Origin of the sequence: Streptomyces sp. 1114.5 (assembly GCF_003635085.1) — a bacterium.
Taxonomy (GTDB): domain Bacteria; phylum Actinomycetota; class Actinomycetes; order Streptomycetales; family Streptomycetaceae; genus Kitasatospora.
This window is the reverse complement of record NZ_RBXE01000001.1, coordinates 3521430-3541521: the sequence shown is the minus strand read 5'-3', so window position 1 is coordinate 3541521 and position 20092 is coordinate 3521430. Positions and strand designations below refer to the sequence as shown.

The window sequence follows — 20092 nt, the reverse complement described above, 5'->3', positions numbered from 1 at the left end:
GCGCACTCCCGACGAACGTGATGACGGGCGGGCCCCATGCTCCGGGGCCCGCCCGTCATCACGTCCGCCCGTCGTCGCGTCCGCCCGTCGTCGCGTCCGTCAGGCGTCAGCCGGTCAGTCGTCGCCGTCCTCGTCGTCGTAGACCTCGCTGACGTCGAACCGGCAGATCAGCAGCTGCGGGTCGGCGTGCTCGAAGGGCTCCGGCAGCCATTCCCCCGGCTCGGTCGGCTCGGCCGCCGCGACCCAGAGCGTCGAGTCGCCCTCCTCCAGCCCGAACTCCTCGCTGCGGGCGGCGATCTCGTCCGGCTCGTACTCGCCGAACAGCACACCGATCGCGGCGTTCACCTCGCCCGCGCCGGCGCCGCCCGGGGTCAGCGACTCGTCCAGCCGCTCGGCCTGGGCGCGCAGCCGCTTGGGGTCGACGACGTGGTAGTCGCGGCGGATCAACACGCTGATCGCCTCGGGCTGTTCGGGACCGTGGTACCCGCCGGGTCCCTCGTCCCCGGGGATCTCGAAGGGCGTGACCTCGTCGTAGGCCTCGTACAGGAGCTGGTCGTAGGCGATGGCCGCCGTCGCGAGCTGCTCGTAGGCGGCGGACACGGCGGGATCATCGGCTGCGTTGGGGCTTGACACCGCTTCCAGATGACGGTCGATGGCGGCCTTGACCGCCTCAGCGGCGGCGCGTACCTCGGCAATGGTGGGCTGCGCGGCATCAGACATGGTGCAGACGCTATCTCCCCGCGGTGTCGGTACGCACAGCGGTTGTCACCTACACCCGCGATTTCACCGCAACTTCCCCCCCCGATGTCCGATCTGCACACGTACGTCCCCCTGCGGTACGGGCGCGAGACGGGCGCGGAGGGCGCACGGCGGACCCGGCGAGGCCGTCCGGGTACCGCTTCGCGCGCCGGGATCGGGGTATCCCCTCCACAGCCGCAACAGAACTGATGCACTGTCAGCCGACTGCCCGAATCATGATCTCCCTGGCTGCCGTTCCCGCACGGGAGGACGGCCGGAAATACCCGGGCCGACTGTCCGGGGTAGGCCGTAGGCTTGCCTGAAGGTGATCCTCAGGAGGAGCGTTTTGACCCCACGGAAGCCGGTCCGGCAGCCGGAGTACGAGTACCAGTCGCTGCGCATGCCGCGCGGCACCACGCGCAACGCGGCGCGCCAACTGCTCACCGAGCACGCCGAGTACGGCCACTGGGAGCTCGACCGGCTGCGGCTGTTCCCCGACGGCAGCCGGACGGTCCGGCTGAAGCGGAGGATCATCCGCCAGGTCCGGAACTGGTGACGGGCGGGGCGCTCCGCCCGTGGCGGGACCTCGCGCACGACTTCCACGCACCCGCGGCCGCCTGGTCATCCGGCGGCCGCGGGTGCGTCGTTTCCGCGGTCGGCCCCGCGGGGCTGCTATCTCAGCGGGCTCCGGCGCGAGCCCGGCGGTAGAGCACGCCGCCGCCGAGCAGCAGGGCGAGGCCGGCCGCGCCGAGCAGCTCGACGCCGCCGGCGCCGGTGGAGGCCAGCTGGCTGTCGGCGGTGGGGGTGGCGGCCGGGGCGGCGGCCGGGACGGCCTGGGTGCCCGGGGTCGTGCCGTGGACGACCGGCGTGGCCGGGGCCCCGGTCTCCGGGCCGCCGGTGCGCGGGATGCCCGGGGTGCTCGGCGTCGTCTCGCCGCCGGTCTGCGGCGGGGTCGGGTGGTCGCCCTCGTGGCAGTCGTCGCCCGGCTTGGGGGCGGGCGTGTGCGCGGGAGGCGCGGGCTGCGCCACGTTGCCGCAGTCGTTGCCGAAGGCCGGGTTGCCGACGCCGACCACGTTGACGGAGTTGCCGCAGGCGTTGACCGGGACGTGCACCGGGGCCTGGACGCTGTTGCCGGAGGCCACGCCGGGCGAGCCCGCGGCGGTGCCGGAGGCGGAGGAGCCCGAGGCCGTGGTGCCCCGGCTCCCGCCGGTGCCGGAACCCTCGGTGGCTCCGCTGCCCGGGTGGCCGCCCTGGCCGGCCTGCCCGGACGGGGGCGCCGCGTGGCGCCCGCCGCTGACGTTGGCGCAGTGGTTGCCGTAGGCCGGGTTGAGCACGCCGATCACGTCGACCGTGTTGCCGCAGGCATTGATCGGCACCTCCACCGGGACCTGCACCGAGTTGCCCGAGGCGACGCCCGGCGAACCCGCGGCACCGCCCTGTGCCTCGGCGCCCGCGTAGGCGTAGCCGGCGGTCGAGGCCAGCACACTGCCGGTGGCCACGGCCGTGAGGATGCCCTTCTTGGCCACATTCCTCATGTTTTCCCCTGACGTTCGAGACGAGGTTTCGACCTTGGCATGAACCTTATGAAAGTCGGAATTTCCGAATATCCGTAAATCACGCAGGGTCTTTGGCTGCACAGGAGTTAACGACGGGCCGACGGGGAGGTTGGGCCGAACGAAGCAGCTTCACCCGATCGAGCGATCGTGTCGCCGTCGGGTATCCAGGGACGCGAAGGCCCCCGGTACGGCGCGTCCGCCGCCCGGGGGCCGGGTCGAGTCCGCTCAACAGGCCTCAGCGGCCCGGAGGTCGACTCAGAAGTTGGCGCAGTGGTTGCCGAACGCCGGGTTCAGCACGCCGATCACGCTGACGGTGTTGCCGCAGGCGTTGACCGGGATGTGCACCGGAACCTGGACCAGGTTGCCCGAGGCGACGCCCGGGGAACCGACGGCCGCACCCTGAGCGGCGGCACCGCCGTGAGCGGATGCGACACCGGCGGCGGCGAGCACCAGGCCACCGGTGGCGGCGGCGACAGCGGCGATCTTCTTGACCTTCATCATTCCTCCTGTATGGACAACGCAACCCGTTCGGCGGGGTGCACAGGGATGAACGACGCTGCGGCAAACGGGGTACGGAACGGATTTCCCATTCACCCGCAACGGTGAGGTCTCGCACAGATGGTCGGCGCGGAATTCCGGGCAGAATCGTTTCTGTCGATCTCCTCCCACCCGTCCCACAATCATCAGCTCGGACAATGCGGTCGGCCCGCCCCCGGAACTCCGGGAACGGGCCGACCCAGTCGCCTGATCAGCCACCGGTGACCGACCGGCGGTCGATCGGCGGACAGCCAGGGGGCGATCAGCAGGCGTCGATGAAGCGGTCCAGGACCCGGACGCCGAACTTCAGGCCGTCCACCGGCACCCGCTCGTCCACGCCGTGGAACATCCCGGCGAAGTCCAGCTCCGGCGGCAGCTGCAGCGGTGCGAAGCCGAAGCAGCGGATCCCCAGGTCCTGGAACGACTTGGCGTCCGTCCCGCCCGACAGGCAGTACGGCACCGCGCGGGCGATCGGGTCCTCGGCCCGCAGCGCGGTCTGCATCGCCTCGACCAGCGCCCCGTCGAAGCCGGTCTCGATCGCCTTGTCGGAGTGCAGGCTCTCGCGCTTCACGCGCGGGCCGAGCACGCTGTCCAGCTCGGCCAGGAACTCCTCCTCGTAGCCGGGCAGGAAGCGCCCGTCCACGTGGGCGGTGGCCTGACCGGGGATCACGTTCACCTTGTACCCGGCGCCGAGCATCGTCGGCTGGGCGGTGTTGCGCAGCGTGGTGCCGATCATCTTGGCGATGCCGCCGAGGACGCGCAGCGTCTCGTCCATGTTCTCCGGGTCGAGCTCGACCCCGAGCGCGTCCGAGAGCTCGTCCAGGAAGGCCCGGACGGTCTTGGTGATCCGCAGCGGGAACTGGTGCCGGCCGAGCCGGGCGACCGCCTCGCACAGCTCGGTGATCGCGTTGTCGTCGTTCTCCATCGAGCCGTGCCCGGCCCGGCCCTCGACCGTCAGGCGCATCCAGTGCATGCCCTTCTCGGCCGTCTCCACCAGGTAGAGGCGGACCTGGTCGTTGACCGTGAAGGAGAAGCCGCCGACCTCGCCGATCGCCTCGGTCACGCCCTCGAACAGCCCCGGGTGCTTGTCCACCAGGAAGCGCGCGCCGTACGTGCCGCCCGCCTCCTCGTCGGCGAGGAAGGCCAGCACGATGTCGCGCGGGGGCTTGCGCCCGGTGCGCAGCCGGTCGCGGATGACGGCCAGCGTCATCGCGTCCATGTCCTTCATGTCGACCGCGCCGCGCCCCCAGACGCAACCGTCGGCGATCTCGCCGGCGAACGGGTCGTAGGTCCAGTCCGCGGCGTTGGCCGGCACCACGTCGGTGTGGCCGTGGATCAGCAGGCCCGGGCGGGAACGGTCCTCGCCCTCGATCCGCACCACCGTGGAGGCCCGTCCCTTGGCCGACTCGAAGATCTTCGGTTCGAGCCCGAACTCGGCGAGCTGCTCGGCCACGTACTCGGCCGCCTTGCGCTCGCCCGGGCCGGAGCCGTCACCGTAGTTGCTGGTGTCGATCCGGATCAGATCGCGACAGATCCCGGCGACCTCCGACTCAGCCGTCACCTTCGGCGCCGCCGACTCGCTCCGCTCGCTCACGGTCACTCCTCGTCTCTGGCCCGCACCGACGCACCAGCGCGCCACCCCCGGGACCTGCACCCGGGCCGTACGAGCACGTCCGCCCATCCTCCCCCAGCCCCCCAGCCGGATCCACCCCCCGCACGCTCTCGAAACCCCCTGGTCACGCCCCCGCCACAGAGCACCCCTTGCCCGCGCCACCGGCCCCGCTCCCCCGTCCGGAGCCGTTTTGGGAGCCCAAGCCGATCTTTGCTACAGTTACATCTGTCAGCGCGACGGACGAGAGATCGGAAGCCGCGAGGACGACACCCGGTCCGGGTGGCGGAATGGCAGACGCGCTAGCTTGAGGTGCTAGTGCCCTTTATCGGGCGTGGGGGTTCAAGTCCCCCCTCGGACACAGAGTGATGCGGGTCAGGAGAAATCCTGGCCCGCATTTCGCGTTTTCGGAGCAGGGATGGGGCGGGGCGGGAACCCGGCCGGGTTTCTGCCGGGTTCCGTTCGGGGCCCCGGCCGTCAGCGGTGCCCTGGGGTGGTGGGCTGGTGGGGGCGGGTGGGGCGCGGGACGGGGGTGCGGGCGGGGAGGGCGTGGCCGGTGCGGTCGTCGGTGTGCCAGGACTGGGACTGGAAGGCGAGGAAGAGGGCGGTCCAGCGGTTCTCGGCGGGGAGGTGGATCAGGACGGCGCCGTCCTGGTAGACGTCGTCGTCGGCGGTGAAGCGGCCGCTGTTGCCCTGGTTCATGTGGATGTCGTGGACGCCGTTGCCGGGGAGGAAGCCGAACACCTTGTCGGGGACGCCGGGTTCGGGGCCGAAGCGCTGGCCGAAGACGTAGAGGACGGCGGCCGGGTCGGCGATCGCCCGCTGGACGTGGCGGTCGAGCTGGTCGGCGAGGTCGTTGTCCGGGCCCGGGGCGTCGGGCGGCAGGACGTGCATCGCGGCGGGGTCGAAGAGCCGGCCGCGGACGAAGTCGAGGCTCGCCGTGCCGGGGCGGGACGGCAGCGGGTTCCAGCCGCTGCCGGCGGGCGGGAGGAGGCCGGTGACGGGGTGCCGGAAGTCCTCGTCGGCGAGGTGGCGCAGGTCCGAAGGGGCCTGCTGGGAGAGGACGTTGACGGCCGCGCGGTAGTCGGTGCCGTGCGCGTCGCGCAGGTGGATCTGGTAGTGCGGGGTGTCGGTGGCGCCCTCGCGGCGCCGGTCGACGGCGGTGGCGGCGAGCACGCCGTAGTCGCGGATCGGCATGGGTGGGGTCCTCGGAGTCGGCGGGTCGGGAGACTCCTCCGTTATGCGGCATGCGGCGGGCCGACTGCCCGGGAATCGACGGATGTTCACCTGCCGTCCCCGTGCGGGTTCGAGGCGACACCGGACGTTGGCAGCCGGGCCGGGGACGGCGGCGGACGTCAGAGCGGCGTGTCAGGCCTGGCGGGTGTCCGCGCCCAGGGCGCTCTCGATGCCCTGGACCATCCGCCACAGCGGCGCCCGGCGGCTGGCGACCAGGACCACCACCTCGTCGGACTCCCCCTCGGCGGCGGTCTCGGACGGGCGGTCGCTCCAGGTGCCGGTGACGAAGCCCATCGCCGCGTCCACCTCGGCCACCCAGTCGCTCTCCCCGCCCGAGCGCAGCCAGGTGCGCAGGGCGTGGTTGTGCGCGGCGACGACGGCCGCGGCGATCACGTCCGCGCGCAGCGGGCCGTCCGGGCGGTCGGCGAAGCGGCCGCGCAGGTAGGCGGCGAGGGTGTGCTCGTAGCGCCAGACCACCGACAGCTCGTACGCCCGCAGTCCCGGCACCTTGCGGGTCAGCCGGTAGCGCTGGACGGAGAAGGAGGGCTGCTCGGCGTACATCCGCAGGACCAGGCGGGCGGCGTCGCAGGCGTGCCGGACCGGGTCCTCCTCGCCGGTGCCGGACTCCAGGAACTCCGTCATCTCGGCCAGGCTGCGTTCGTGGTCGGGGAAGACCACGTCCTCCTTGGCCGGGAAGTAGCGGAAGAAGGAGCGCCGGCCGACGCCGGCCAGCGAGACGATGTCGTCGACGGTGGTCTGCTCGAAGCCGCGCTCCAGGAAGAGCTCGAAAGCCGCGGCCACCAGCGCCTCGCGCATGGCGGGCTTGGGGGGACCGTCGTTCATGGGCAGGTCCTGCTCTTCCTTCTCGCTCATCTCCGCAACCTACCTCGGTGCACCGCGCCGGCGCCGACGGCCGGACCACTCCGGTCCGGCCGTCGGCGCAGGTCGGACCGGGGTACGGCCGACCGTCGGCGGTGTCCTGCGGGGTTACGGCAGGTTGCGGGCCATGACGATGCGCTGGACCTGGTTGGTGCCCTCGTAGATCTGCGTGATCTTCGCGTCCCGCATCATCCGCTCCACCGGGTAGTCCCGCGTGTACCCGTAACCACCCAGCAGCTGCACCGCGTCCGTGGTGACCTCCATCGCCACGTCCGACGCGAAACACTTCGCCGCCGCACCGAAGAACGTCAGATCCGCATCCCCGCGCTGCGACTTCGCCGCCGCCACGTACGTCATCTGACGCGCCGCCTCCAGCTTCATCGCCATGTCCGCCAGCATGAACTGGACGCCCTGGAACTCGGCGATCGCCTTCCCGAACTGCCTGCGCTCCTTCACATAACCCTTGGCGTAGTCCAGCGCACCCTGCGCGATCCCCACCGCCTGCGCGGCGATGGTCACCCGGGTGTGGTCCAGCGTCCGCATCGCCGTCGCGAAACCCGTACCCTCCGCACCGATCATCCGGTCCGCCGGAATCCGCACGTTGTCGAAGTACACCTCACGCGTCGGCGACCCCTTGATCCCCAGCTTCTTCTCCGGCGCACCGAACGACACCCCCTCGTCGCCCTTCTCCACCACGAACGCCGAGATCCCCTTCGACCGCGCCGACGGATCCGTCACCGCCATCACCGTGTAGAACTCCGACACCCCGGCATTGGTGATCCAGCGCTTCACCCCGTTCAGCACCCAGAAGTCACCGTCCCGCACCGCCCGGGTCTTCATCCCCGCCGCGTCCGAACCCGCCTCCGGCTCCGACAGGCAGTACGAGAACATCCCCTCACCCCGGGCCAGCGCCCCCAGGTACTTCGCCTTCAGCTCCTCCGAGCCCGACAACTGCACCGGCAGCGACCCCAGCTTGTTCACCGCCGGGATCAACGAGGACGAACCGCACACCCGCGCGACCTCCTCGATCACGATCACCGTCGCCAGCGCATCCGCCCCCGCACCGCCGTACTCCTCCGGCACGTGCACCGCATGCAGGTCATTGCCCCGCAACGCGTCCAACGCCTCCTGCGGGAACCGACCCTGCTCGTCCACCTCCGCCGCGAACGGAGCGATCTTCGCCTCGGCCAGCGAACGCACCGCCTCACGAAGCATCTCGTGCTCCTCGGAGATACGGAAGAGATCGAAGTCCTGGCTCATGATCGCCACTCCTGTTTCACGACGGTACTCAGTACCCTTCATTATGCATGGGCGCAGCAAAAAGGGAACTCAGTGCCTTCCCTTGGCGGTACTGAGTTCCCTATCCTTTTCGTGCCGAACTTCTGCCGAACTTCTGCCGAACTGTCGAACGAACCGGTCCGAGCCCAGGGAGATGACAGCGTGGTCCACCCAGCCATCGATGCCGACACCCGGAGCACCACGCTGTACTTCCAGCGCTGTACGTGGTGCAACAACCCGACCTTCCAGCGGCTGCTCTGCCCCACCTGCGGCTCCACCGACCTGAGGCTGGAGCCCAGCGAGGGCACCGGCGTGGTCCGACGCTGCGCGGTCGAGCAGGCCCGGACGCCGCTGGTCCGTCAGAAGTCCCTGATCCGGATGGCGGAGGGCTTCGACGTCTGGTGCATCGTGGACGGGATGCGCAGCACCGTGCCGGTCGGCACCCGGGTGCGGCTGCTCTCCTCCCCCGACTCCGAGCAGCCCGAGCTGCGGCTGCTCCCGATGGAGGAGCCGCCGCCGCTGCCGGAACCCGAGCTGCGCCCGCTGCCGCCCTCCCAGGGCGGTTTCACCCAGCACCTCGCGGCTTTCGCGGAGTGAGCGGAGCGGTCCGGCCGCGAGGACGAACGCCGGAGGGCGTGGCACCGGGTACCCGGTGCCACGCCCTCCTTGTGTTACTCGTGTTGCACGTGTCGCCCGTGGTGCTCGGGCTACCGCGGGATCAGGCCTTGCGGGCCTTCACCTCGGCGGTGAGCTGCGGCAGGACCTGGAAGAGGTCGCCGACCACGCCGTAGTCGACCAGCTCGAAGATCGGGGCCTCGGGGTCCTTGTTGACGGCCACGATGGTCTTCGAGGTCTGCATGCCGGCCCGGTGCTGGATGGCGCCCGAGATGCCGTTGGCCACGTACAGCTGCGGGGAGACCTGCTTGCCGGTCTGGCCGACCTGGCTGCTGTGCGGGTACCAGCCCGCGTCCACCGCGGCACGCGAGGCACCGACGGCCGCGCCCAGCGCGTCCGCGAGCTCCTCGACCACGCCGAAGCCCTCGGCGGCACCGACACCACGGCCACCGGAGACCACGATCGCGGCCTCGGTCAGCTCCGGACGGCCCGTCGACACCCGCGGCGTGCGCGAGGTCACCGTGGCCGCATTGCCGGTGAACGCCACCGACACGTTCTCCACCGCACCCGCCGCCGCAACGGCCTCCGGAGCCACCGCATTCGGCTTGACGGTGATGACCGGCGCACCCTTGGTGACCTTCGACTTCACCTGGAACGACGCCGCGAACACCGACTGCGTCGCCACCGGACCACCATCACCGGCCTCCACGTCCACCGCGTCGGTGATGATGCCCGAACCCAGGCGCAGCGCCACGCGGGCGGCGACCTCCTTGCCCTCGCCGGACGAGGTGACCAGCACGGCCGCCACGTCGTTGGCCTTGGCGATCTGGGCCAGGGCGTCCACCTTGGGGACGACCAGCTGGTCGGCGAACTCGGCACCGTCGGCGACGTACACCTTCACCGCGCCGAACTCGCCGGCCTTGGCGGCGATGTCGGCGGCCGCGCCACCGGCGCCGAGCACCACCGCGGACGGCTCGCCGATACGGCGGGCCAGGGTCAGCAGCTCCAGGGCCGGCTTGCGGACCACACCGTCGGCGTGGTCCACCAGGACGAGAATCTCAGCCATTGCTCAATGTCTCCGTGTTCGCAGGTTCGAGGGGTCGGACTAGATGAACTTCTGGTCGGCGAGGAAGCCGGCGAGCGCCTTGCCGCCCTCGCCCTCGTCCTTGACGACCGTGCCCGCGGTACGCGCCGGACGCGCCGCCACCGACTCCACCGCCGTCCACGAACCCGCCAGACCGACCTCGTCCGCCTCGATCCCCAGATCGTCCAGGTCCAGCGACTCGACCGGCTTCTTCTTCGCCGCCATGATCCCCTTGAACGACGGGTACCGGGCCTCACCCGACTGGTCCGTCACCGACACCACCGCCGGCAGCGCCGCCTCCACCAGCTCCGTCGCCGCGTCACCGTCACGACGGCCCTTCACCACACCGCCCTCGACCGACACCTCCGACAGCAGCGTCACCTGCGGCACACCCAGACGCTCCGCCAGCAGCGCCGGCAGCACACCCATCGTGCCGTCCGTCGACGCCATACCACCGATCACCAGGTCGAACCCGGTCTTCTCCAGCGCCTTCGCCAGAACCGCCGACGTCCCGATCACATCCGAACCGTGGATGTCGTCGTCGTTCACGTGCACGGCCTTGTCCGCACCCATCGACAGCGCCTTGCGCAGCGCGTCCTTCGCATCGTCCGGACCGACCGTCAGCACCGTCACCTCGGCACCCTCGTTCGCCTCCGCGATCCGCAGCGCCTGCTCCACGCCGTACTCGTCCAGCTCCGACAGGAGGCCGTCCACGCCATCCCGGTCGGTGGTGTGGTCGTCCGCAAAACGACGGTCACCCGTCGCATCCGGCACGTACTTCACACAGACGACGATCCTCAAGCTCATCAGCGGTTCTCCTGTCACGGGTGCTCGGATGCACGGATCCATGGCCTCGGGTCATGCCGAGGGTACTGAGTGCCAAGTCCGGCCCGGCCGCGACCCGCGCGTCGCAAGCGCCACCTGGACCGGCATACCGTGTCGGCTCTCTTCGACTGGCGTCAGAGGCTCCACGGAGAGAATACGGCACTCAGTACCCCTCGTAAAGGAACTCAGTACCCTTCCCGGTGCCCTGGGGCCCGGGGGGACTGCTCCGGCGGGGTCCCGCCCAGGGCGACGGCGGCCTCGCCCGTGTAGACGCGGAAGGTGAGGGATTCCTGGAGGTAGAGCCGGATCGTCTCGGCGTCGTGCGAGAGGTAGCCGACGGAGACGTCCTGGCCGAGGAAGAGCTCGAAGTCGCCGCCCCGGGTCGAGAGGAGGAAGGCGCCTTCCAGGGCGGGGGCCCAGATGATGTCGCCGTCGAGGAGGCGGGCCAGGTGGTTGTGGACGGGGTAGCCGTGGTCGCTGGTCTCGTTGACGGCGGTGAAGGCGGCCGCGCCGAGCAGCAGGGAGTACGGGCCGCCGACGCCGGCCAGGCGCAGCGCGGTGAGGGCCCGGCTGACCGCCTCGGGGTACTCGCGGACGTCCTCGGGGAGCGGGACCGGCGGGTTGCCGGAGGCGGCCCGGATGCCGTCGATGGCGGCGGCGCGGTAGCCCTCGAAGACCGCCCGGTCCTCGGCTAGGGCGAGGGTGCGGGCGGCGTCCTTGACGGGCTGCCAGTCGGAGTCGCGGGAGCCGCGCTCGACGTCGTCCACGGCCTCGCGGCGGACGGTGAAGGGCACCCGCAGCTCGACCACCGGCTGGGCGGCGCGGGCGTGTGCCCGGACGCCGTCCGCCGGCGGTTCGATGCCGGTCAGGTGGCCGGTGCCGACGGCCGCGAGGGTGGTGCCCCCGGGGCCGTTCAGGTCGACGACCCGGCGGCCGGCGATGTGCAGCTTGAAGGTCTGGCGGGCCTCCTCCTCGATCTCCTCCCACGCGGCGGCGGAGACGGGGGCGAGGTCCCGGTGGAGGTTGTTCATGGGCGGGGTCCTGTTCGGGAGGTCTGCTTGAGGCTGCCGATGCCCAGCGAGCCGTCACCCGGGGCCGACGGGGCGGACTGGGCGGACCGGGCGGGCGCGGCGGTGTCCGGGGCCGGCGGCGGGGAGTCGAGGAAGTCGGCGGTCGGGACGAAGAACAGCGAGCCGGTGACGGCGGTGGAGAAGTCGAGCAGCCGGTCGGTGGTGCCGGGCGGGTTGCCGACGAACATGTTGCGCAGCATCTCCTCGGTCACCCCGGGGTCGCGGGCGTAGCCGATGAAGTAGGTGCCGAAGGTGCCGCCCCGTTCGAAGGAGCCGAAGGGCATGTTGAAGCGGACGATCTTCCGCTCCTCGCCGTCCGGGCCGGTGATCACGGTGAGCGCCACGTGCGAGTCGGCGGGTTTGACCTCGTCGGCCAGCTCGATGTCGGTGAGTTTGGTGCGGCCGACCGCCGCCTCCTGCTCCTCGACGACCAGCGCGTTCCACTTGTCCAGGTCGTGCAGGTACTTCTGGACGACGACGTAGCTGGCGCCGAGGAAGTCCGGGTCCTCCGAGCCGACCAGTGCGGCGCTGACGGCGGCCCGGCCCTCGGGGTTCTCGGTGCCGTCCACGAAGCCGAGCAGGTCCCGGTCGTCGAAGTAGCGGAAGCCCTGGACGGAGTCCACCACGGTGGCCGCGCCCGCGAGGCGGTCGGTGAGCTGCCCGGCCAGCTCGAAGCAGAGGTCCATCCGCTCGGCCCGCAGGTGCAGAAGCAGGTCACCGGGGGTGGCCGGGGCCAGGTGCCGGGCGCCGGCCACCTCCCGGAAGGGGTGCAGTGCGGCCGGCCGGGGGCCGTCGAAGAGGCGGTCCCAGAGAGCGGAGCCGATGCCGGTGACACAGGTGAGGCCACCCTCGGGGGCCCGGAAGCCGACCGAGCGGCGCAGCCCGGCGAGATCGGGCAGCAGGGCGCGGACGGTGTCCTCGCCGCCGGGTTCGACGGTGAGCACCAGGAAGACGGCCGCGCCGGTCAGCGGGGAGAGCACGGCCTGCGGTTCGGGCCGGGGCTGCGGTTCGGCCTGCGGCTGCGACTGCGGTTCGGGCTGGGGCTGCACGGTTCGGACCTCCTCGGGACACCCGGGCCAGTACATCGCACAGCGGACGAATCGGCACGGCCGCCGCGCACCCGTACGGCCCTGCCGGGCGGTGCTCCGACAGGGCCGTACGGGTGAGCGGCGGCGTCCTTCCGAACGGGAGTCAGGCGCGGCGCCGCCCCGCGCCGGTGGCCGCCACCACCGCGCCCAGCACCGCCGAGGCGACCGGCACCACCAGGGCCGCCCGGAACCCCTCCAGTGTGCTCGCCCCGGAGCCGAGCGCGGCCAGGTTCACCGTGGTCACCACCGAGAGGCCGAGCGCCGCGCCGAACTGGAAGGAGGTGTTGAGCAGCCCGCCGGCCAGCCCCTGCTCCTCCTCCGCGACGCCCTCGGTGGCCGCGATGGTCAGCGGCCCGTACGCGAGCGCGAAGGCGAGCCCGGTCAGCAGCATGGTCGGGAACATCATCGGGTATGTCCAGTCGGCGCCGACCGGCAGGAACAGCCCGTACGAGAGCGCGGCCAGCAGGAAGCCGCCGAGGATCACCCGGGCGTTGCCGAAGCGCTCCACCAGCTTCGGGGTGAGGGTCGGTGCCAGCACGGAGTCCACCCCGATCGCCAGCAGCGCGAGGCCGGTCTGCAGCGGGGACCAGCCGCGCAGGTCCTGCAGGTAGAGGGTGGCGGTGAACTGGAAGCCGAAGAACGAGCCGGCGAACAGCACCGCGCCGAGGTTGGCCCGCAGCAGCGGCCCGGAGCGCAGGATGCCCAGGCGCACCAGCGGCGAGGACGAGCGCCGCTCGATCGCCACGAAGGCCGCCAGCAGCGCCAGCCCGCCGGCCAGGACGGCCGCCGTGAGCTCGGCCGCCGCGCCCGGCTCCCCGATCCGGACCACGCCGTACACCAGCAGCAGCATCGCGCCGGTCGCGGTGGCCGCCCCGGCCAGGTCGAAGCGCCCGCCGCCCGCCTGCTCCGGCGCGGTGTCCCGCGGGATCAGCGGGACGGCCGCCGCCAGCAGGGCGCCCGCCAGCAGCACCGGGGCGAAGAACACCCACCGCCAGCTGACCGCCGTCAGCAGGCCGCCGACCACCAGGCCCAGCGAGAAGCCCGCCGCGGCCGTCCCGGCGTACACCAGCAGCGCCCGGTTGCGCTGCGGGCCCTCGGGGAAGGCGGTGGTGATGATCGACAGCCCGGCCGGGGTCATGAACGCCGCCGACAGGCCGGTGACGAAGCGGGCCAGGATCAGCACCCAGCCATCGGTGGCCAGGCCGCCGAGGCCGGAGAAGAGGACGAAGACGGTCAGCCAGAACAGGAACATCCGGCGCCGGCCCAGCAGGTCGGCCGTCCGGCCGCCGAGCAGCATGAAGCCGCCGTACCCGAGCACGTAGGCGCTCAGCACCCAGGACAGCGCGCCGGTGGACATGCCCAGGTCGGTCCGGATCGAGGGCAGTGCCACGTTGAGCATGGCGACGTCGATGCCCTCCAGGAAGATCGCGCCGCACAGCACGGCGAGCACCGCGGCGGCCCGGCCGCCGAGCACCGTCGAGGGCTGCCCGGCGGGCTCCCGGGCGGCGTTTCCTGGTCGGGCTCCGGGCGCGGCGCCGGGCAGGGCTTCGGGCAGGGACTCGGTTTCGGGCAGGGCTGATGGCACGGACACCTGGGGCTCCTCGGGGGAACGGGAATGGCGAGGGCCCCGACGGTTCTCTTCCGTCCGGTCGGTTCCCTCTTGTAACCAACCGTCATCCTGGGGCAGCATCAGGAAGCGTGGAAGAAGGCACTTTGAAGGAACCGACGCACTGCACGGGTACCGAAGACCTCTACGACGTCCTCCAGTGGGACGTCCGCGAGGACTGCGAGGTGCGGCAGATCCTGGACCGGATCGCCGACAAGTGGTCGCTGCTGGTGATCGCGCTGTTGGACCGGCAGTCGCTGCGCTTCACCGAGCTGCGCCGGGCGATCGACGGGGTCAGTCAGCGGATGCTCACGGTCACGCTGCGCCAGCTGGAGCGGGACGGGCTGGTCGAGCGGACGGTGCACCCGGTGGTGCCGCCCCGGGTGGACTACGCGCTGACACCGCTCGGGCGGACGCTGCACGCCACCATCCAGTCGCTGGTCACCTGGACCGAGACGCACCAGCCCGAGATCGCCGCCGCGCGGGCGGCGTACGACGCGCGGGAGGGCGCGGCCTGAGGCTGCTTGCGGCGGCCGGTTCCCGAGACCGGCTCCCGAGACACGGCGAGGGGCAGGTGCGCCGGATCGCGCACCCGCCCGTACCGCCCCTGCTGGTTCAGACCCGCAGCGCCGCCAGCTGCTCGGCGAACGGCACCACCTGCTCCGGCAGCGCCGGGGCCGCCGGGCCGCGGCCGGACAGCAGGGCCGCCAGCTCGCCCGCCGCGCGGTCGATCCGGCGCGGCAGCCCGTCGGTGAGCCCGTCCCCGGCCGCGCCCCAGTCGTCGGTGGCCGCGTAGACGGCGGTCGGCAGCACCACCGCGCGCAGGTAGCTGAACAGCGGGCGGACGGCGTGCTCCAGGGCGAGCGAGTGCCGGGGCGTGCCGCCGGTGGCGGCGATCAGCACCGGCTTGCCGGTGAGCGCGTCGTGGTCGATCAGGTCGAAGAAGGACTTGAACAGGCCGCTGTAGGAGGCCGTGAAGATCGGCGTCACCGCGATCAGCCCGTCCGCCTCGGTCACCGCCTCGACCGCCTCGCGCAGCGCGGCGCCGGGGAAGCCGGTGACGAAGTTGTTGGCGATCTCCGTTGCCAGGTCACGCAGTTCGACCACCCGTACGTCCACCGGGCTTCCTTCTGCGGTGAGTTGACGGACCGTCGACTCGGCGAGCCGGTCCGCCAGCAGACGGGTCGAGGAGGGCTTGCTCAGCCCGGCGCTCACCACCACCAGCTTGTACGCGGTCACTTGGCCACCTCCACCTTCTCGTTCGCGTTCTCGTTCGCGTTCTCGTTCGCGTTCGCGTTCTCGTTCTCGGTCGCCGCCGCGTTCGCGTGCTCCTGGTCGCGGGCCGCGAGCAGCGCGGCGTGGGTCGGACCCTCCGGCACCCCGGCCGGGCGGCCCTTGGCGAACTCCTCCCGCAGCACCGGCACGACCTCCTCGCCGAGCAGGTCCAGCTGCTCCAGCACCGTCTTCAGCGGCAGGCCGGCGTGGTCCATCAGGAACAGCTGGCGCTGGTAGTCGCCGAAGGTCTCGCGGAAGGTCAGCGTCTTCTCGATGACCTCCTGCGGGCTGCCGACGGTCAGCGGGGTCTGCTCGGTGAACTCCTCCAGCGAGGGCCCGTGTCCGTACACCGGCGCGTTGTCGAAGTACGGGCGGAACTCGCGCACGGCGTCCTGGGAGTTCTTCCGCATGAACACCTGCCCGCCGAGGCCGACGATCGCCTGCTCGGGCGTGCCGTGGCCGTAGTGGGCGTAGCGCTCGCGGTAGAGCTCGATCAGCTTCTGGAAGTGCTCCTTGGGCCAGAAGATGTTGTTCGCGAAGAAACCGTCGCCGTAGTAGGCGGCCTGTTCGGCGATCTCGGGACTGCGGATCGAGCCGTGCCAGACGAACGGCGGGACGTCGTCGAGCGGGCGCGGGGTGGAGGTGAAGCCCTGCAGCGGGGTGCGGAAGCGGCCCTGCCAGTCCACCACGTCCTCGCGCCACAGCTGGTGCAGCAGCGCGTAGTTCTCGATGGCGAGCGGGATGCCCTGGCGGATGTCCTTGCCGAACCACGGGTAGACCGGGCCGGTGTTGCCGCGGCCCATCATGAGGTCCACCCGGCCCTCGGCGAGGTGCTGCAGCATCGCGAAGTCCTCGGCGATCTTCACCGGGTCGTTGGTGGTGATCAGGGTGGTCGAGGTGGAGAGGATGATGCGCTCGGTCTGCGCGGCGATGTAGCCGAGCATGGTCGTCGGCGAGGACGGGACGAACGGCGGGTTGTGGTGCTCGCCGGTCGCGAAGACGTCCAGGCCGACCTCCTCGGCCTTGCGCGCGATCGCCACCATGGCCTTGATCCGCTCGTGCTCGCTCGGGGTGCGGCCGGTGGTGGGGTCGGCCGTGACGTCACCGACGGTGAAGATTCCGAACTGCATGCTGCTCACCACTCCCAGGGGGCCAGGTAGTCCAACTTTCAACCATCCTAGCAGTCGGGTGGGGACGGTTATTCCCGCCGACAATGGAAGGCGGGGCATCGACAGACGGCAGGGGATCCGGAAAGGGCGGCGGACGATGGCGCCGTACATCGCGGTCAGCGCGCTGAGCCACGAGGGCCTGGTGCGGGAGCACAACGAGGACAGCCTCACGGTCGGGCCGTGGACCCTCTGCGCCACGGTGACCGCCAACCCGCAGACCCTGCTCTTCCCGCTCGGCCCGCCCTGCGTGGTCGCGGTGGCCGACGGCCTGGGCGGCCACCCCGGCGGCGAGGTGGCCAGCGCCCTGGTGGCCCGCCGGCTCGCCACCGACGGCGACGCCCTCGCCGACGAGGAGGCCGTCCGGGAGGAGCTGCAGGAGTGCAACCGGGCCGTCTTCGCGGCCGCCGCCGGGGATCCGGAGCTCGCCGCGATGGGCACCACCGTGGCCGGGCTGGTGCTGCTGCCCGAGCAGGCCCTGGCCTTCAACGTCGGCGACAGCCGGGTCTACCGGATCACCGGGGACGGGCTGAGCCGGGTGAGCGTGGACGACAGCCCGCCGCTGCCGCCCGGGCAGCGCACCACCTCGATGGTCACCCAGACCCTGGGCGGCTCGCTCGGGCTCACCTTCGTCGAACCGCACGTCCGCACCGCCCCGCTGGCCGCCGGCGACCGGTACCTGGTCTGCAGCGACGGCCTCACCGACCCGGTGCCCGAGGAGGAACTGGCCGAGCTGCTGGCCCAGCCGTACGAGGGGGCCGAACGCTCCGACGGCAAGGCCGCGTTCGAGCTGTGGAAGGCGGCGATCGAGGCGGGCGGGCCGGACAACATCACGCTGGCGCTGATCCGGGTCGGGGGTTAGAGAAGACCCGGGGAACGGACCCGCCCCGGCGGGGCGCCGAAGCGCTCCGCCGGGGCGGTCACCTGTCCGTTCGCCGTGCCCGGCTCACATCTCGCTCGTGACGGTCACCCCACTGAATCCCTGCTGGGCGTAGAGGCTGAAGTACACGTAGCCGGCCGGCGGGTTGGTGACGGTCAGCGTCTCCGAGTTGTCCGGGCCGGTCGACCGCGCGGTGTAGGCACCGGTGTACGCCCAGTTGCTCGCGTTGTAGTAGAGGTCGCCGTTGCCGGTGCCGCCGCCGGTGGTGATCTTCACCTGCTTGGTGCCGGCCGGCACCAGGAGGTAGAAGTGCGCGTAGTTGCCCGTGGTGGCCGCGACGTTGCTGCGGGCGCAGCCGGCGCCCAGCTGCCGGGTGTCGGCGGCGGTGCACTCCGGTGCCGTCGGGACGGTCGGGGTCGTGGCGCAGGCGCCGTTCGCGCAGCTGGTCAGCCAGCTGTCGAAGCCGGCGTCGTACCGGGTGCCGATGGTGGTCTTCAGCAGCGTACGGGCGCCGGCCCAGTCCCCCACCCGGTACTTGGCGAGGAGCGCGTCCACGTCGGGGCGGTGCTGTTCCAGCATGTAGCGGACGGCGAGGTAGCCCCAGCGGTAGACGCGGTCCTGGTCGCCGTAGACGGTGTCGAAGAGGTCGCTCAGCTTGTAGGTGTGCCGGGCGGCCGCCGCGACGGCGGCGTCGTTGGTGACCTTGCGGTACGAGTAGGAGACGTACTCGGCGAAGCCCTCGACCCACCAGACCGTCGGGGTGGTCATGCCGGCGTCGAAGTCGCCGTACATGTCGAACCGGCCGTCGAGGTAGTGGGTGTACTCGTGGTTGAGGTTCCAGATCTGGAAGGACGGGCGGACCCACTCGGCCTCGTAGCAGAGGAAGCGCGGCTGGTTGCCCGCCGCGGCCGGGTTGCCCTCCAGGTACATGCCGCCGTTGTTGGTGTCGATGCCGTAGATCGCGGCGGCCAGCACCTGGTAGTCGAGCGAGGAGTGGAAGACCACGACCTCGATCGTGGTGTTCCCGTCGTCCTTGACCGGGCCGTTGTCCTTGACCACCGCGTGGACGAAGGCGTCCTGGCCGGTCAGGCTGGCGCAGGTGGTGGCCAGCTGGGTGCCGTCCAGCGCCTGGGCGATCAGCTTGATGCTCGGGCTGCAGGTGTACCTGATCGTCAGCACACCGGACTTGAGCTGGTCGGCGGCATTGCAGGTGCCGTAGTACGAGCAGTTGGCGGCGTCGTAGTAGCCGACCGACTCGGCGACCGCGGCCCACTGGAAGACGGTGCGGCCACTCGGCGCGGACTGCGCGGCGAGCGCCTTGGCGAGCGGACGGACCTTGGCCTGGAGCGCCGCGTCCTTCAGGAAGCGGCCCAGCTCCTTGGTCGCGTTGTAGGGCAGCACGCCGAAGTCGCCGCCGAGCAGGTCGCCGGTGCGGCCGGCGAAGGCCGACAGGGTGTCCAGCACGCTCGGGTCGGCCTCGACGGCGGCGTCGAAGCCGTCCACCTGGTGGCCGCGGAACAGCACGGTGAACACCGGGTTGACCGCCCAGGCCATGCCGGCCGGGTTCCAGCTGGCGCTGTCGTAGTCGGTCAACAGCCGCTTGACCACCGGGAGGTAGCGGACGTTCTCCTGCGCGCTGTCGATCAGGGTGACGGACTCGCCCAGGATGGTCGCGTTGCCCGCGGTGACGTCACGGGAGTGCGCGCTGCCGAAGAACGCGTCCAGCCCGGAGCGGATCGCGGTCTGCAGGGCGGTGCCGTACGTACCGACGTCGTCCTTGTGGTACCACTGCACGAAGTAGCCCGCGCGCAGGTAGAGCACCAACTGCTCGACCGAGGTGGAGTCGTCGCCCGGGTAGCTGCCCGCCGCGTCGCGCAGCGCGTACGCCACGGTGGTCATCTGCTCCTCGCGGAACGCGCCGCGGGCGTCGCTGCCGGTGAGCGGGAAGAGGCTGTTGATGCACTGGACGTCGGCGGCCTTGATGTGCTGGACCAGGTCGCTGCCGGTCCGGCCGGTGAAGTCGCTGATGGTACAGGCCTGTTGGGCCGCGGTGGCGAGGTTCCGGGGCTGCGCGGCGGGCCGGGCCTCGGCCGGCCTGGTGTCCAGCGGGAGCGGGGCGCGCTGGTCGAGGGAGGTGAACTGCCGCTCACCGTCGCCGCGTTGGGGGGTGCCGGTGGCCGGCTGGGGGGCCGGTCCGGCGGGGGTGGTGGGCGCGCCGCCGGGGGTGGCGGCGGGAGCGGCGACGGGAGCGGCCTGGCTCTGCGGGGCGAACAGGCCGACCGCGAGGAAGAGCGACAGGAGGAGCGTCAACAGTCGTGCCGGCTGCAGGAGTCGCAGCAGACGTGCGGGACTCACGTGGGGGCCTCCGGGCCGTCGTCGGCCGCGATTGGGGCGCGGCCGGTGTGGGGAATCGAGGACCGTTGGCGACGGCGCCGCGTGGGGGCGGCTCCGCCGGGAACACGGTGGGGAATGTGACATGTACCATGGCACACATCACATGCCTTGGGAACCCTCGCCGTTGTGTGCGATGTGCGCGGAAAAAGCGCAGAGGCCGTGGTGACGGTTCGCCACCACGGCCTCCGGGCCGGTGAGTTGGGCTGACTGGTTCGCCGGGCCCCGTGTCAGTCTTGTGCCGGACCGACCAACGGCC

19 protein-coding genes and 1 tRNA gene are annotated in these 20092 nt (G+C 71.6%); 5 read left to right on the top strand and 15 right to left on the bottom strand.

Translation table 11 applies throughout. The annotated features are described in order from the left end of the window. Positions 1–114: 114 nt before the first annotated feature. Positions 115–720 (bottom strand): hypothetical protein, encoded by a 606-nt coding sequence (locus BX285_RS15810; RefSeq protein ID WP_097238568.1) that lies wholly within the window; start codon positions 718–720, stop codon positions 115–117. Positions 721–1084: 364 nt separating this feature from the next. Here BX285_RS15810 and BX285_RS15805 point away from each other — a divergent pair, with 364 nt between their 5' ends. Continuing rightward, on the top strand, positions 1085–1294 hold the full coding sequence (locus BX285_RS15805) for a DUF5703 family protein (RefSeq protein WP_037901221.1): 210 nt from the start codon (positions 1085–1087) through the stop codon (positions 1292–1294). Between the two features lie 121 nt (positions 1295–1415). On the opposite strand, the gene BX285_RS39225 is transcribed toward BX285_RS15805, so the two are convergent. The 3 genes from BX285_RS39225 to BX285_RS15790 form a co-directional block, all read right to left on the bottom strand. Continuing rightward, positions 1416–2273 carry a chaplin gene (locus BX285_RS39225; protein ID WP_121175476.1) on the bottom strand — a complete coding sequence of 286 codons (858 nt, stop codon included), beginning with the start codon at positions 2271–2273 and terminating at the stop codon, positions 1416–1418. A 276-nt stretch (positions 2274–2549) separates the two neighbouring features. Beyond that, positions 2550–2795, bottom strand: a complete 246-nt coding sequence (locus tag BX285_RS15795) for a chaplin (protein WP_097238566.1) — start codon at positions 2793–2795, stop codon at positions 2550–2552. A gap of 298 nt (positions 2796–3093) precedes the next feature. Beyond that, positions 3094–4425 (bottom strand): M20/M25/M40 family metallo-hydrolase, encoded by a 1332-nt coding sequence (locus tag BX285_RS15790; protein ID WP_097238565.1) that lies wholly within the window; start codon positions 4423–4425, stop codon positions 3094–3096. A gap of 291 nt (positions 4426–4716) precedes the next feature. On the opposite strand from BX285_RS15790, the gene BX285_RS15785 reads away from it, so the two are divergent. Further along, positions 4717–4801, top strand: a tRNA-Leu gene (locus BX285_RS15785). 116 nt (positions 4802–4917) lie between these two features. Here BX285_RS15785 and BX285_RS15780 read toward each other — a convergent pair. From BX285_RS15780 to BX285_RS15770, 3 genes are all read right to left on the bottom strand, one after another. Further along, positions 4918–5637, bottom strand: coding sequence for a YukJ family protein (locus BX285_RS15780; RefSeq protein WP_121175475.1), 720 nt, complete (start codon positions 5635–5637; stop codon positions 4918–4920). 171 nt (positions 5638–5808) lie between these two features. Then, complete coding sequence (locus BX285_RS15775) at positions 5809–6549, bottom strand: TetR/AcrR family transcriptional regulator (protein WP_257032855.1); 741 nt, start codon at positions 6547–6549, stop codon at positions 5809–5811. 114 nt (positions 6550–6663) lie between these two features. After that, on the bottom strand, positions 6664–7815 hold the full coding sequence (locus tag BX285_RS15770) for an acyl-CoA dehydrogenase family protein (protein WP_121177538.1): 1152 nt from the start codon (positions 7813–7815) through the stop codon (positions 6664–6666). Between the two features lie 180 nt (positions 7816–7995). Here BX285_RS15770 and BX285_RS15765 point away from each other — a divergent pair, with 180 nt between their 5' ends. Then, positions 7996–8430: a hypothetical protein gene (locus BX285_RS15765; protein ID WP_097238563.1), complete on the top strand. Its 435-nt coding sequence runs from the start codon at positions 7996–7998 to the stop codon at positions 8428–8430. 121 nt (positions 8431–8551) lie between these two features. Here BX285_RS15765 and BX285_RS15760 read toward each other — a convergent pair whose 3' ends face one another. The 5 genes from BX285_RS15760 to BX285_RS15740 form a co-directional block, all read right to left on the bottom strand. Continuing rightward, positions 8552–9514 (bottom strand): electron transfer flavoprotein subunit alpha/FixB family protein, encoded by a 963-nt coding sequence (locus tag BX285_RS15760; protein WP_121175474.1) that lies wholly within the window; start codon positions 9512–9514, stop codon positions 8552–8554. 39 nt (positions 9515–9553) lie between these two features. Then, the gene (locus BX285_RS15755; RefSeq protein ID WP_097235160.1) at positions 9554–10339 is read right to left on the bottom strand and encodes an electron transfer flavoprotein subunit beta/FixA family protein; all 786 of its coding nucleotides are present in this window, start codon (positions 10337–10339) and stop codon (positions 9554–9556) included. A gap of 203 nt (positions 10340–10542) precedes the next feature. Next, positions 10543–11388, bottom strand: coding sequence for a family 1 encapsulin nanocompartment shell protein (locus tag BX285_RS15750; protein WP_097238560.1), 846 nt, complete (start codon positions 11386–11388; stop codon positions 10543–10545). After that, complete coding sequence (locus BX285_RS15745) at positions 11385–12476, bottom strand: Dyp-type peroxidase (RefSeq protein ID WP_398900373.1); 1092 nt, start codon at positions 12474–12476, stop codon at positions 11385–11387. The genes BX285_RS15750 and BX285_RS15745 overlap by 4 nt, the downstream gene beginning before the upstream one ends. A gap of 142 nt (positions 12477–12618) precedes the next feature. Further along, positions 12619–13989, bottom strand: coding sequence for an MFS transporter (locus BX285_RS15740; protein ID WP_259470714.1), 1371 nt, complete (start codon positions 13987–13989; stop codon positions 12619–12621). Positions 13990–14213: 224 nt separating this feature from the next. Here BX285_RS15740 and BX285_RS15735 point away from each other — a divergent pair, with 224 nt between their 5' ends. After that, the gene (locus tag BX285_RS15735) at positions 14214–14639 is read left to right on the top strand and encodes a helix-turn-helix domain-containing protein (RefSeq protein ID WP_218893115.1); all 426 of its coding nucleotides are present in this window, start codon (positions 14214–14216) and stop codon (positions 14637–14639) included. Positions 14640–14736: 97 nt separating this feature from the next. Here BX285_RS15735 and BX285_RS15730 read toward each other — a convergent pair whose 3' ends face one another. Then, complete coding sequence (locus BX285_RS15730; RefSeq protein WP_097238556.1) at positions 14737–15360, bottom strand: FMN reductase; 624 nt, start codon at positions 15358–15360, stop codon at positions 14737–14739. Next, entirely contained in the window at positions 15357–16526 is a 1170-nt protein-coding gene (locus BX285_RS15725) for an LLM class flavin-dependent oxidoreductase (protein ID WP_121177535.1), read from the bottom strand. Before BX285_RS15725 ends, BX285_RS15730 begins: the two co-directional genes overlap by 4 nt. 136 nt (positions 16527–16662) lie before the next feature. Between BX285_RS15725 and BX285_RS15720 the strand changes: the two genes are divergently transcribed. Continuing rightward, the gene (locus BX285_RS15720; RefSeq protein WP_097238555.1) at positions 16663–17424 is read left to right on the top strand and encodes a PP2C family serine/threonine-protein phosphatase; all 762 of its coding nucleotides are present in this window, start codon (positions 16663–16665) and stop codon (positions 17422–17424) included. A gap of 84 nt (positions 17425–17508) precedes the next feature. On the opposite strand, the gene BX285_RS15715 is transcribed toward BX285_RS15720, so the two are convergent. Next, complete coding sequence (locus BX285_RS15715; RefSeq protein WP_259470543.1) at positions 17509–19797, bottom strand: M9 family metallopeptidase; 2289 nt, start codon at positions 19795–19797, stop codon at positions 17509–17511. Positions 19798–20092: the final 295 nt, after the last annotated feature.

Excerpts from the sequence above, each read along its gene's own strand:
- BX285_RS15810 (WP_097238568.1), bottom strand. The coding sequence starts at position 720 with ATGTCTGATGCCGCGCAGCCCACCATTGCCGAGGTACGCGCCGCCGCT.
- BX285_RS39225 (WP_121175476.1), bottom strand. The coding sequence starts at position 2,273 with ATGAGGAATGTGGCCAAGAAGGGCATCCTCACGGCCGTGGCCACCGGC.
- BX285_RS15795 (WP_097238566.1), bottom strand. The coding sequence starts at position 2,795 with ATGATGAAGGTCAAGAAGATCGCCGCTGTCGCCGCCGCCACCGGTGGC.
- BX285_RS15780 (WP_121175475.1), bottom strand. The coding sequence starts at position 5,637 with ATGCCGATCCGCGACTACGGCGTGCTCGCCGCCACCGCCGTCGACCGG.
- BX285_RS15775 (WP_257032855.1), bottom strand. The coding sequence starts at position 6,549 with ATGAGCGAGAAGGAAGAGCAGGACCTGCCCATGAACGACGGTCCCCCC.
- BX285_RS15770 (WP_121177538.1), bottom strand. The coding sequence starts at position 7,815 with ATGAGCCAGGACTTCGATCTCTTCCGTATCTCCGAGGAGCACGAGATG.
- BX285_RS15760 (WP_121175474.1), bottom strand. The coding sequence starts at position 9,514 with ATGGCTGAGATTCTCGTCCTGGTGGACCACGCCGACGGTGTGGTCCGC.
- BX285_RS15755 (WP_097235160.1), bottom strand. The coding sequence starts at position 10,339 with ATGAGCTTGAGGATCGTCGTCTGTGTGAAGTACGTGCCGGATGCGACG.
- BX285_RS15750 (WP_097238560.1), bottom strand. The coding sequence starts at position 11,388 with ATGAACAACCTCCACCGGGACCTCGCCCCCGTCTCCGCCGCCGCGTGG.
- BX285_RS15725 (WP_121177535.1), bottom strand. The coding sequence starts at position 16,526 with ATGCAGTTCGGAATCTTCACCGTCGGTGACGTCACGGCCGACCCCACC.
- BX285_RS15720 (WP_097238555.1), top strand. The coding sequence starts at position 16,663 with ATGGCGCCGTACATCGCGGTCAGCGCGCTGAGCCACGAGGGCCTGGTG.